An 11,909-nucleotide genomic window follows, 5' to 3' on the forward strand; every position below is an offset into this window, starting at 1 on the left:
CGTCAGGCGACGCGGTCCATGCCCGAATCGATATGGAAGGTCAGGGCGAACCGCTCGAGCAGTGCGCCGTCCCCCTCGACCACGTGCACGACGCCGCCTGAAATCGCCTGATCAGATGTGATATCTCCGGCTATCAGCCGACGGATCCCCGGCCCCGCGGCGATGCGCAGGTCCGGTTCGAAAGCGGGGAGCGCGCCACCCACCGGCGGGGCCGGAGGGGCGATCTGCCACACCGCGAGCTCCCCGACGGCGACCCGCGCGCCGAGCACCACGATGGCGCGGGTCATCCGTCGCACGGTCGTCCGCCGGGTGCGCCGCACCCCGCTGTGGAGCGCCGGGCTCACCGAGGGTCCGCTGTCCACGGTCTTCACCGACCGCGACCACATCATCCGCTGGGCCTGGCGCACCCGCGATGCATACCGCGAGCTGCATGAACAGCTTCCGCAGCGCGCCCCGCACGCCCAAGCTCGTCCGGCTGCGCAGTCGGCGGGAGGCCGAGGCCTGGCTCCGAGGTCTCTGAGCGCCGGGCTCCGGCGCCGAGATCACCTCCCCCGCCGAGGTCACATCCGGTCCGCGACGTCACACGCGACGTCACATCCGGACGGGTGTGATCTCGCGGGAGGCGTGTGATGTCGGCGGCGCGGGGGAGAGGGCGGATCCGTCCGGCGGGGGATCCGCCGGGCGGCGCGCGTCCGTAATGTGTGATCCACCGAGAGAGGGGATCGCGATGCTCAGGCTGCGAGGGATCGTCAAGACCTACGGCGACAGGCGCGCGCTCGACGACGTGTCCTTCGACGTCGCGCCCGGGCGCCTGACCGGCTTCGTGGGCGGCAACGGCGCCGGCAAGACCACGACCATGCGCATCGTGCTGGGCCTGCTCACGCCCGACGCCGGGGAGGTGTCGCTCGACGGCCGGGCGCTGACCGCCGCGGACCGCCGCGACTTCGGGTACATGCCGGAGGAGCGCGGGCTGTATCCGAAGATGAAGGTCCTCGATCACATCGTCTACCTCGCCCGCCTCCACGGGTTCCCGCGGGACGAGGCCACCGCCCGGGCGACGGCGCTGCTGGGGCGGCTGGGGCTGGGGGAGCGGCTCCGGGACAACGTCGAGGCGCTCTCCCTGGGCAACCAGCAGCGCGCCCAGATCGCGGCCGCTCTCGTGCACGACCCCGAGGTGCTGATCCTCGACGAGCCGTTCTCGGGCCTCGATCCCCTCGCCGTGGACGTCGTCTCCGGCGTGCTGCAGGAGCGGGCGGCGCAGGGTGCGGCGGTGCTGTTCTCCTCGCACCAGCTCGACGTCGTCGAGCGGCTGTGCGACGACCTCGTGATCATCGCGGGCGGGACCATCCGGGCGAACGGATCGCGCGATGCCCTGCGAGCCGCGCATGCGGGCCGTCGGTACGAGCTCGTCTCGGCGGGCGACGCCGGCTGGGTGCGCGAGCTGCCCGGGATCGAGGTCGTCCGCTTCGACGGCGGATACGCCGTGTTCGACGCCGAGAGCGAGGAGGCCGCGCAGCGCGTGCTGCGACGCGCGGTCGATCAGGGGGACGTCGCGAGCTTCGCGCCGCAGCATCCGTCGCTCGCCCAGATCTTCAAGGAGGTCATCCAGTGAGCGCCACCGCGCCCCGCCGCCGCTCCGTCGAGGTGTCCCCCACGCAGGCCACCTGGCTCGTCGCCGAGCGCGAGATCGGCTCGAAGCTGCGCAGCCGCACGTTCGTCGTGTCGTCGATTCTGCTGGTGCTGATCGCCCTGGCCGCCGTGCTCTGGGGCGGGTTCTCCGCCGGTCGCGAAGAAGCGATCGAGGTCGCCGCGCCGGCCGACGCCGCCGCACAGCTGCAGGAGGTGCCGGGTGTCGAGGTGGTCGACGTCGCCGACCGCGCCGCGGCGGAGCGGCTCGTGCGCGACGGCGAGGTCGAGGCGGCCGTCGTCGTGGACCCGGGCTCGCCCGTGGGCCTCACGATCGTGGCCGACAGCGAGGTGCCCGCGGGCCTGCAGCAGGCGCTCGCGGTGCAGCCCGAGGTGGAGCTGCTGGACCCGGATGCCATGAACCCCCTTATCCGGTACTTCGTGGCGTTCGGCTTCGGGATCGTGTTCTTCATGGCCGCCATGACCTTCGGCGCCACGATCGCGGCGAGCGTGGTGGAGGAGAAGCAGACGCGCGTGGTGGAGATCCTGATCTCGGCCATCCCGACCCGCGTCCTCCTGGCGGGCAAGGTGCTCGGCAACACGGCGCTGGCCATGGGCCAGATCCTGTCGCTCGTCACCGTGGCGGTGCTCGGCCTCGTGATCACGGGGCAGACCGAGCTGCTGGCCGGGCTCGGGGCGCCGGTGGTGTGGTTCGCGGTGTTCTTCCTCTTCGGGTTCATCCTCACCGCGGCCCTGTTCGCGGCGACGGGAGCGATGGTGTCGCGGCAGGAGGACATCGGCTCGACCACGGGCCCGGTCACGTATCTGGTCATGGCCCCGTACCTGATCGTGGTCTTCTTCAACGACAACCCGGTCGTCATGACGGTGATGTCGTACGTGCCGTTCTCCGCGCCGGTCGGGATGCCGGTGCGCCTGTTCTTCGGCGAGGCGCAGTGGTGGGAGCCGCTGCTGTCGCTGGGCATCATGCTCGCCACGTGCGCGGCCGTGATCGCGCTCGGGGCGCGCATCTACGAGAACTCGCTGCTGCGCACCGGCGGCCGCGTGAGGCTCCGCGAGGCCCTGGCCGGCTGACCCGGAATCCCCCCCGGATCGATTCACGGGAATAAGATCGCCCGGGCGGGGTTTCACCCCCGCGGAGGGCAACGGCGCCCCGGACCACCGTCACCGAATCCGAGGAGACCTCATGGGCGCTGCCACGCTCGACCGCACCGCGAACACCGACCACCCCGTCCTCGACGTCCTCGCCGAGCGCTGGAGCCCCCGGGCCTACGACCCGGTGACGCCGATCGACGAGCGCAAGCTGTCGAGCGCCCTCGAGGCCGCGCGTTGGACGCCGTCGGCCATGAACCTGCAGCCGTGGAAGTTCATCGTCGCGCGCCGCGGCACGGCCGAGCACGCCGCGATCGCCGAGACCCTCGTGGGCTTCAACCAGGCCTGGGCGCCCGCCGCCGCCGTGCTGATCGTCACGGTGGCGATCGTCCGCGACGCGGAGGGCAACGAGATCCCGACCGCGATCTACGACCTCGGCCAGGCCGCCGCGCACCTCTCCGTGCAGGCGCACCACGACGGCCTCGTCGTGCACCAGATGACCGGCTTCGACCCGGCCGCCGTCGCCGCGACGTTCGAGCTGCCCGAGAACGAGCGCCCGTTCTCGGTGATCGCCCTGGGCGAGTTCGGCGACCTGGACGCCCTGCCCGAGCCGTTGCGCGAGCGCGAGCTCGCCCCGCGCACGCGTCGCCCGATCGCGGAGTCGCTGATCGTCAACGCCTGATCAGAAGCGCGAAAAGGGCCGACGGGATCATCCCGTCGGCCCTTTCTCGTCGCCACATGCCGTTCACGGCATGCAGAGTCAGTCCTCCACGATCTCGGCGTCGATCACGTCCTCGTCGGCCTCCGGCTCGGGCGACGAACTGGCGCTGAGCACCGCCAGCTGCGAGCCGTCGGCCGCCACGTCGACGCGCACCGTGTCGCCGTCGCGCACGCCGCCCGACAGGATCGCCATCGCGAGCCGATCCTGAATCTCGGTCTGGATGAGCCGTCGCAGGGGACGGGCGCCGTAGATCGGGTCGTACCCGCGCTCGGCCAGCCACGCCCGCGCATCCGGGGTGACGGCCAGCGTGAGCCGGCGGTCCGACAGGCGCCGCTGCAGCAGGTCGACCTGCAGCTCGACGATCTGCGCCAGGTCGTCCTGCGTGAGCGCCTGGAACATCACGATGTCGTCGAGGCGGTTCACGAACTCCGGCTTGAACGCCTGACGCACCAGCTGCAGCACCTGGTCGCGCTTGTCCTCGGCGGAGATCGTCGGGTCGATCAGGATGGACGAGCCCAGGTTCGACGTCAGGATCAGGATGACGTTCTTGAAGTCGACCGTGCGGCCCTGCCCGTCGGTCAGGCGACCGTCGTCCATCACCTGCAGCAGGACGTCGAACACCTCCGGGTGCGCCTTCTCGACCTCGTCGAGCAGCACGACGCTGTACGGACGCCGGCGCACCGCCTCCGTCAGCTGACCGCCCTGCTCGTACCCGATGTAGCCCGGAGGGGCGCCGACCAGGCGGCTGACGGTGTGCTTCTCGCCATACTCCGACATGTCGATGCGCACCATGGCGTGCTCGTCGTCGAACAGGAACTCCGCGAGCGCCTTCGCGAGCTCGGTCTTGCCGACGCCGGTCGGGCCCAGGAACAGGAACGATCCGGTCGGCCGGTTGGGGTCGCTGATGCCGGCGCGCGAGCGGCGGACGGCATCCGACACGGCCTTCACGGCCTCCTTCTGCCCGATCAGGCGGCGGCCGAGCTCCGACTCGAGGTGCAGCAGCTTCTCGGTCTCGCCCTGCAGCAGGCGCCCGACCGGGATGCCCGTCCAGGCCGAGATCACGGCCGCGATGTCGTCCTCCGTGACCTGCTCGTTCACCATCCGGGGCTCGTCCTTGGCCGCCTCGGCCTGCTGCTCGGCCTCGGCGAGCTGCGCCTCCAGCTGCTTGATGGTCTCGTACTGCAGCTTCGACGCCTTGGCGTAGTCCGCCTCGCGCAGCGCGCGGTCGCGCTCGGTGACGGCCTCGTCGAGGCGCTTCTTGAGGTCGCCGACGAGGTTCAGGCCGCCGCGCTCGCGCGCCCAGCGCGCCTCCAGCTCGGCCAGCTCCGCCTCGGCCTCGGCCATCTGCTCGCGCAGCCTGCCGAGGCGCTCCTTCGAGGCGGCGTCCTTCTCCTTCTTCAGCGCCAGCTCCTCGAGGCGCATGCGGTCGACCTGGCGCTTGAGCTGGTCGATCTCGACGGGGGAGGAGTCGATCTCCATCTTGAGGCGGCTCATGGCCTCGTCGATCAGGTCGATCGCCTTGTCGGGCAGCTGCCGGCTCGGGATGTACCGGTTGCTCAGCGCGGCGGCTGCCACGAGCGCGCTGTCGCTGATGGTGACGCCGTGGTGCGCCTCGTAGCGGCCCTTCAGTCCGCGCAGGATCGCGACGGTGTCCTCGACGCTCGGCTCGCCCACGTACACCTGCTGGAAGCGGCGCTCCAGCGCGGCGTCCTTCTCGATGAACTCGCGGTACTCGTTGAGCGTGGTCGCGCCGATCAGGCGCAGCTCGCCGCGGGCCAGCATGGGCTTCAGCATGTTCGACGCCGCGACCGAGCCCTCGCCGCCGCCCGCGCCCATCAGCACGTGCAGCTCGTCGATGAAGGTGATGATCCGGCCCTCGGACTCGGTGATCTCCTTCAGGACGTTCTTGAGGCGCTCCTCGAACTGGCCGCGGTACATGGCACCGGCCACGAGCGCCGACATGTCGAGGCTGACCAGGCGCTTGTCCTTGAGGCTCTCGGCGACGTCGCCCGCCACGATGCGCTGCGCGAGGCCCTCGACGACGGCGGTCTTGCCGACGCCGGGCTCGCCGATCAGCACCGGGTTGTTCTTGGTGCGGCGCGTGAGCACCTGGCTCACGCGCCGGATCTCGCTGTCCCGCCCGATCACGGGGTCGAGCTTGCCCTGCCGGGCGCGCTCGGTCAGGTCGATGCCGAACTGCTCGAGCGCGCTGCGCTGGTCCTCCTGCGGCTGGTCTGCCATGTCGCCTCCCGAAGCTCGTCGACAAAGTTGAGTCGTCTGCGCTGAAGTTTATCAGCGGCCGGGCCGCCGCGGGTAGACCGACCTGGAATGCGACCTCACCCCGCTTGTCACCCGAATGGGCGACAGACGCGGGCGCCCCGCCCCGGCAGGCTGGGAGGGATGTCCTCCGGCCAGGCCCCGTCCCACCGTGCCGCGACCCCGACCCGGGCCGCCGCGGCGGCGCACCGGACGATCGCCGCGCTCGCGCTCGTGGGCGCCGCCGTCGCCGTGATCGTCCTCGCAGTCACCGTGGGCGTCATGATGCCTGGTCGCGCCGCCGAGCCGCCCGCGTTCAGCCTCGGGATCGGCGTGCCGGCGGGCGCGGCCGCCGCGGTGCTCGGCGCGATCGGCGCGTGCTTCCCCACGGCGCGGCGCGCCTCGCTCGTCGCGCTGCTCACCGGCCTGGTGAGCAGCGCCACGCTCGGCATCCTGCTGCTGTGACGGCCGGCCTCAGGCGGCGGTGTCGGCCATCGGCGCGGTCGAGCACGCGAAGCGCGCGCGGTACGCGGTCGGCGTGATGCCCAGGACGCGCGCGAAGTTCTGCCGCAGCACGGCCGCCGATCCGAAGCCGCACTCGTCGGCGATCCGATCGAGGCCCCACTCTGTGCGCTCCAGCAGGCGCTGGGCCTGGATGATCCGCTGCCGCGCGAGCCACGCCGCCGGCGTCGTGCCGTAGTCGGCCTTGAAGCGACGAGCGAACGTGCGCGGCGACATGTGCGCCCGCGCGGCGAGCAGCTCCACCGTCAGCTCGCGGTCCAAGTTCTCGAGCGCCCAGTCGGCCACCGGCGCGAGCGAGAGGCCCGCGGACTCCGGAAGGGGCCGGTCGATGAACTGCGCCTGGCCGCCGTCGCGCTGCGGCGCGACGACCATCCGGCGCGCGATGCGATTGGTCGCCTCGGCGCCCAGCTCCTGGCGCAGCAGGTGCAGGCACGCGTCGAGCCCCGCCGCCGTCCCGGCGCTCGTGATGATGTGGCCGTCCTGCACGTAGAGGACGTCGGGATCGACGTCGATCCGCGGATACATGCGTGCCATGGCGTCGGAGTACATCCAGTGCGTGGTCGCTCGTCGCCCGTCGAGCACGCCGGCCGCGGCCAGCACGAACGCGCCGCTGCAGACGCTGAGCAGCCACGCGTCGCGCTCGACCGCCGACCGGATGACCGCGGCCACGCGCGTGTCGATCCGGCCCCACGCCGATCGCGGCTGGGTGGAGACGACCACGATGTCGGCGGTCTCGGCGAAGGTCAGGTCGTCGGCGACGTTGATCGAGAAGCCGAGGTTCGAGGTGACGGGCCCCGGATCGGGCGTCACGATGCGGAAGTCGAACGACTCGATCCCGTCGTCCGAGCGGTCGAGGCCGAAGGCCTCGCACGCGACGCCGAACTCGAAGGGCGCGAAGCCCTCCTGCACGATGCATGCGACGGTCCTCACACCGGCCTCCTTGTTGGCAGTATTACTGCGAGTTGTGTCGATCCTGCCACTGGCAGTCGTAACCGAACCCACTCGGAGCCGGTGTGCATCCTGTTGTACGGCGCCCGGGTCGAACGCATCCACCAGCTCACCACCGCTGATCTCCGCACGACGGAAGGGCGCACGTACCTGGCGATCGCGACGGATCACATCGAGATCGCGCCAGTTGTGGCTGAGATCGTCGATCGTCTCAGGTCCACGGCACAGCAGTCTCTGCCCGCGCGGACACGGACAGGTGAAGCCAGCTACCTATTCGCTTCTCCACGCAGACCACACGAGCCCATCCATCCCACCACGCTCGGGAGAAAGCTTGCTCAAGCCGGGATCCGCCCCCAAGTTACCCGCAACACCGCCATGCTGGCTCTCGCCAGCGACCTCCCCGCTGCGGTAGTGGCCACGCAGACGGGTCTGACTCCTCAAACCGCGAGCAGGTGGGCGCAGTTCTCGCAGCGGGACAGTATCGAATACGTCATCGCCCGCACCATGCCCAGCAACCCCGACCGTCCCGGTTAATCATCTGCCTGCGAGCTGCTCGGCGAGCCAGGCTAGGAGAGGGATCCCGAGGACGAGGTTGAGGGGGAAGGTGATGCCGATGCTGGCAGTGAGGGACAGGGCGGTGTTGGCGTCAGGCAACGCGAGGCGGACAGCGGCGGGCGCGGCGATGTAGGACGCACTGGCGCAGAGGACGCCCAGGACGACCGCTCCGCCGACGTTAATCCCGATGAGGGTTCCGGTCGCGACGCCGAGGGTACCCGCGGCGAGGGGGAAGAGGAGGGCGAAGGCGATCAGCCCGGGTCCGCCTTCTCGGATGGTGCCGAGCCGGTGTCCGACTTCAAGGCCGAGGGCGAGCAGGAACAGCACCAGCAGTCCGCGGAAGGCGTCGGTGAACACGGGCGCGATCGGGGCGTACCCGGCAGGGCCTGCGATGAATCCGATGGCCAACCCCCCGATCAGGAGGAGCACCGATTTGCCGGTGAGGACTTCGTGGAGGGTGGGTCCCCACCCGGCGGTTTTGGCGAGGTGTCGGCGCGCGAGGAGGATGCCGATCAGGATGCCGGGGACCTCGAGCACGGCCAGCAGAGTGGCCGAGTATCCGGGGTAGGAGATGCCGGCGTTGTCGAGGAACACCAGAGCGGCGGTGAAGGTGACCAGTGAGGTGGAGCCGTAGTGCGCGGCGATCGCGCCGCGGTCGATCCGGCCCAGCCGGGTCATCAGTTTGAGGGCGCCGTACGCGGCGGCGGGGATGATCACTCCGAGGGCCAGGGCGAGGGCGACCGGGCCGAGCACGGCGGTGGCGGTTTCGCCGCGCAGCGCCACCCCGCCCTTCAGGCCGATGGCCAGCAGCAGGTAGATCGACAGCGCCCGCATCATCGCGTCCGGGACCTTCAGGTCGGACTTGATGGCGGCCGCGAGCACCCCCAGTCCGAAGGCGAGCACTGGGGGTGAGAGGAGGTTGGTCAGGGCTGCGTCGAACAAGGGTCCCCCATCACGATTGGTGAAGCAGACTTCTGCCTTCCAGAGGATAGCGGAAGTTTGGTTCACCAAATGACGCGCGGGTTTGGGAGGATGGGGGAATGGCAGAGTGGACGTTCCTGACCCATCACGCGCACGTGCTGCTCGCGGTCGCGCAGAACAACGACGCCGCCGTGCGGGATATCGCGGAGGTGGTGGGGGTGACGCCACGGTCGGCGTTGACGATCCTGAACGATCTGGAGTCGGCGGGGTATCTGGAGCGGGAGAAGCGTGGCCGCCGCAACCACTATGTGTTGCACCCGGACCGTCCGCTGCGTCACCCGTCCAACGCCACCCACACTGTCGATGACCTGATTCGCGCCCTGCTGGATGTGACCTGATCCCGCCCACGGCATCCACGGCGACTCTGGCGTAGCACGCGGAGCGACTCGCTCGCTTATCTAGCGTTCCAGGGCGGGGAAGGGTCAGTGGACGAGAGCCTTGAGGGCGATCAGGGCGAGCCCGAGGCCGGCGGTGCCAGAGGCCGTGAGAACCTTGATGAGGGTCGAGGTTCGGCGTTGGCGGGCTGCCCACCAGCCCAGGAGTGCAAGGGTGACCACGGCTCCCCACAGCGCGATGTCCACCGCGGTACCCAGCGACAATTGGAGCGCGGCGGCGACAGCCAGGCATCCCACCGGGACGATCAGCGCCCAGAGCAGCCCCGCGGATCTCTGCAGTGCCTCGCGGACAGCCTCCCGCCAGGTGAGGTCGCGGTTGCCAACGATCTCGGCATACACGTGCGCGCCCCAGAACACCAGCACGGTCCCGACCGTGCGGGCGATCAGGGTGGGCAGGCCTGGGTTGTAGAGCGAGAACGCCGAGATCAGCCCGGCCGTCAGCACGGTGCCGTACACGGCTTCCGCGTTCAACGCCCGCGACACCCACGGGTACCGCCGCAGTCCGGCATCCAGATCGAACCCGCCAGCTGCCATCACCCCAACCCCCTTCTTCTCCAACCGACACGCGCGGCCCAGCGTAACCGTCCGGCCGAACCGGCGCTCTCCCGCCCGGGCTGTCGACTATTGGGCTGCGGACGGGTTCTTGAGCAGGACTTGACGTGAAGTGTACTTCTGCTGTTTCATAGTCCTCGAAGGGGAGTAATCCCGCTTCCGTATCGTCAATACGTTCCCCCGTGCGGGATCCGGTGCGGAAGGGCCCAAGGGCCGATGAGACCTTCACGAATGACTCGTGGAGGTCTTTGTCATGAATGTCCCGTTGTGGGCCTGGTTCGCTGTCCTGGGTGTGATCCTGGTGATGCTCGCCGTCGACCTGGTCGCGCACCGCAAAGCGCACGTGATCGGTGTGCGGGAAGCCGCGGTCTGGTCGATCGTGTGGGTCACCCTGGGTGTCGCGTTCGGTGTGTTGGTGTGGTCGCTGTGGGGGGCGGAGTTCGGGCAGCAGTACTTCGCCGGGTACCTCATCGAGAAATCCCTCGCAGTGGACAACGTGTTCGTGTGGGCGATCATCTTCGCCGCGTTCGCGGTGCCCCGTGAGTACCAGCACCGGGTGTTGTTCCTCGGCGTCCTGGGGGCGCTGATCTTCCGGGGCATCTTCATCGCCGCCGGCGCCGCGCTGATCGAGAACTTCTCCTGGGTCCTGTACGTGTTCGCCGCGTTCCTGATCTACACCGGGTGGCGGATGTTCCGCTCCCGCAACGACCACGTGCACCCCGAGAAGTCGAAGATCCTGAAGGTGTTCCGCCGGTTCGTGCCGATGACCGACGCGTATCACGGCCAGAAGTTCCTGATCCGCAAGGCCGGGATCCTCGTGGCCACCCCGCTACTGGCGGTGCTGGTGCTGGTGGAGATCACCGACATCATCTTCGCCGTCGACTCCATCCCCGCCATCTTCGCCGTCACCAGCGAACCGTTCCTGGTCTTCACCGCCAACGCGTTTGCGATCCTCGGGCTGCGGGCGATGTACTTCCTCCTCGCTGACCTGATCCACCGGTTCATCTACCTCAAGATCGGACTCGCATTCGTGCTGATCTGGGTGGGTATCAAGATGCTGCTGCTGGACGTGCTCTACATCCCCACCACCATCAGCCTCGCCGTCGTCGCGACCATCATCACGGTCTCGATCGTCGCGAGCCTCCGCGCCACCCGCGGACAGGGGCGCCGCGAGGTGCAGACCGAGGCGGCCGGCGCGTTCCGGATCGCCACCGAAGAGGAGCTGGCCGCCGCCGAACCGGTGTTCCGTCGCCGCAGCAAGGTGGCCGCGGCGTCCAGGAAGGAGTCCTGAGATGGCGCACACAAGCCCCTCGGCGGCCCTGGCCCCCGAACCCCAGCGTGTGAGGAGGGGCCGTCGAGGCTCAACACTGGCCGTGTTCGTGTTGCCGCTGCTCGCGGTAACCGGGGTCCTCACCGTCGCATGGACCACCGGACTGGGCGACCCCTGCGGCGGACCCGTCCCCGGATGTGGGAGCCTCCGCAACGCCGGCGACACCCCGGTGACGGTCCGCGCGGTCACCGACCAATCGGACACCGAGATGGTAGTAGCGGCGGGGGAGCGGGTACTGCTGGGCGGGACCGTCAACGAAGTCCGGGTGGAGGCCGGGCACTGCCTGATCGTGGAGGGCGGCCCGTTCTGGGACGCCCGCACCGTGATCGACCAGACCGTCAGCGCAAGCGGTTCGTGGCATCCGATCGATGACTGGGGAGCCCGCGTGTACGCGGTCCCCGGCGACTGCCCGGATAGGCGGTGAGAATGATGGTCGGACAATCGGAGGCCTGCCAGCTGCGGCCTGACCGGCACGCTGCCCCGATGGGCCGGGTCGTACTGGAAGCCCCGTTGTGGCCCAACGACCTGCGCCAGTTCGCCGGGCACGGCGAGCTGTGTGTGAATCGGCCTGGGTTTCGTTCCGTTCTTGAAGCAAGGATGGAACGCGATGAACCGGAAGTACTCTCCCGAGATGCGCGAGCGCGCGCTGCGGATGCTCGATGAGGCCAAGGCCTCCGGTGAGCACTCGAATCTGATGTCTGCGGTGCGGCATGTGGCCGGTCTCCTCGGCATGAGCGCGGAGACGCTGCGGGTGTGGCATCGTCGTCGGGAGGTCGACGCGGGCGCGAAGCTCGCGGCTTTGAGGATCTCATTCGCTTTCCGCAGCTCGGCCACCTCGCGGCGCAGGCGCTTGTTGGCAGGATCTTTGCAAGCGCAGGATGACTGCCATGATGATCCTGATCCTCGTCACAGC

13 protein-coding genes are annotated in these 11,909 nt (G+C 69.6%); 8 read left to right on the forward strand and 5 right to left on the reverse strand.

Annotated features, from left to right (window positions below; translation table 11 throughout):
• Positions 1 to 2: 2 nt before the first annotated feature.
• Positions 3 to 287: a hypothetical protein gene (locus ACYVGN_RS01580; protein ID WP_460788352.1), complete on the reverse strand. Its 285-nt coding sequence runs from the start codon at positions 285 to 287 to the stop codon at positions 3 to 5.
• 440 nt (positions 288 to 727) lie between these two features.
• Here ACYVGN_RS01580 and ACYVGN_RS01585 point away from each other — a divergent pair, with 440 nt between their 5' ends.
• From ACYVGN_RS01585 to ACYVGN_RS01595, 3 genes are all read left to right on the forward strand, one after another.
• Complete coding sequence (locus ACYVGN_RS01585) at positions 728 to 1,612, forward strand: ABC transporter ATP-binding protein (RefSeq protein WP_460788354.1); 885 nt, start codon at positions 728 to 730, stop codon at positions 1,610 to 1,612.
• The gene (locus tag ACYVGN_RS01590; RefSeq protein WP_460788355.1) at positions 1,609 to 2,718 is read left to right on the forward strand and encodes an ABC transporter permease; all 1,110 of its coding nucleotides are present in this window, start codon (positions 1,609 to 1,611) and stop codon (positions 2,716 to 2,718) included. The genes ACYVGN_RS01585 and ACYVGN_RS01590 overlap by 4 nt, the downstream gene beginning before the upstream one ends.
• Before the next feature lie 112 nt (positions 2,719 to 2,830).
• Positions 2,831 to 3,418, forward strand: coding sequence for a nitroreductase family protein (locus tag ACYVGN_RS01595; protein WP_460788357.1), 588 nt, complete (start codon positions 2,831 to 2,833; stop codon positions 3,416 to 3,418).
• Between the two features lie 78 nt (positions 3,419 to 3,496).
• Here ACYVGN_RS01595 and ACYVGN_RS01600 read toward each other — a convergent pair whose 3' ends face one another.
• Entirely contained in the window at positions 3,497 to 5,698 is a 2,202-nt protein-coding gene (locus ACYVGN_RS01600; RefSeq protein ID WP_082542988.1) for an ATP-dependent Clp protease ATP-binding subunit, read from the reverse strand.
• Positions 5,699 to 5,857: 159 nt separating this feature from the next.
• Here ACYVGN_RS01600 and ACYVGN_RS01605 point away from each other — a divergent pair, with 159 nt between their 5' ends.
• Positions 5,858 to 6,178 (forward strand): hypothetical protein, encoded by a 321-nt coding sequence (locus tag ACYVGN_RS01605; RefSeq protein ID WP_055989164.1) that lies wholly within the window; start codon positions 5,858 to 5,860, stop codon positions 6,176 to 6,178.
• Between the two features lie 9 nt (positions 6,179 to 6,187).
• Here ACYVGN_RS01605 and ACYVGN_RS01610 read toward each other — a convergent pair whose 3' ends face one another.
• Complete coding sequence (locus ACYVGN_RS01610; protein WP_055989160.1) at positions 6,188 to 7,165, reverse strand: GlxA family transcriptional regulator; 978 nt, start codon at positions 7,163 to 7,165, stop codon at positions 6,188 to 6,190.
• Positions 7,166 to 7,246: 81 nt separating this feature from the next.
• On the opposite strand from ACYVGN_RS01610, the gene ACYVGN_RS01615 reads away from it, so the two are divergent.
• On the forward strand, positions 7,247 to 7,717 hold the full coding sequence (locus ACYVGN_RS01615) for a hypothetical protein (protein ID WP_460788359.1): 471 nt from the start codon (positions 7,247 to 7,249) through the stop codon (positions 7,715 to 7,717).
• Here ACYVGN_RS01615 and ACYVGN_RS01620 read toward each other — a convergent pair whose 3' ends face one another.
• Complete coding sequence (locus ACYVGN_RS01620; protein WP_082542987.1) at positions 7,718 to 8,680, reverse strand: sodium-dependent bicarbonate transport family permease; 963 nt, start codon at positions 8,678 to 8,680, stop codon at positions 7,718 to 7,720.
• Between the two features lie 98 nt (positions 8,681 to 8,778).
• Here ACYVGN_RS01620 and ACYVGN_RS01625 point away from each other — a divergent pair, with 98 nt between their 5' ends.
• Positions 8,779 to 9,057: a helix-turn-helix transcriptional regulator gene (locus tag ACYVGN_RS01625; RefSeq protein ID WP_055989154.1), complete on the forward strand. Its 279-nt coding sequence runs from the start codon at positions 8,779 to 8,781 to the stop codon at positions 9,055 to 9,057.
• A gap of 84 nt (positions 9,058 to 9,141) precedes the next feature.
• Here the strand turns inward: ACYVGN_RS01625 and ACYVGN_RS01630 are convergent, their stop codons facing one another.
• The gene (locus ACYVGN_RS01630; RefSeq protein ID WP_055989151.1) at positions 9,142 to 9,651 is read right to left on the reverse strand and encodes a hypothetical protein; all 510 of its coding nucleotides are present in this window, start codon (positions 9,649 to 9,651) and stop codon (positions 9,142 to 9,144) included.
• A gap of 268 nt (positions 9,652 to 9,919) precedes the next feature.
• Here ACYVGN_RS01630 and ACYVGN_RS01635 point away from each other — a divergent pair, with 268 nt between their 5' ends.
• Positions 9,920 to 10,957 carry a TerC family protein gene (locus tag ACYVGN_RS01635; RefSeq protein ID WP_055989148.1) on the forward strand — a complete coding sequence of 346 codons (1,038 nt, stop codon included), beginning with the start codon at positions 9,920 to 9,922 and terminating at the stop codon, positions 10,955 to 10,957.
• 82 nt (positions 10,958 to 11,039) lie between these two features.
• Positions 11,040 to 11,420: a hypothetical protein gene (locus tag ACYVGN_RS01640; RefSeq protein ID WP_156377111.1), complete on the forward strand. Its 381-nt coding sequence runs from the start codon at positions 11,040 to 11,042 to the stop codon at positions 11,418 to 11,420.
• Positions 11,421 to 11,909: the final 489 nt, after the last annotated feature.

It is taken from the genome of Microbacterium lacusdiani, assembly GCF_054779895.1.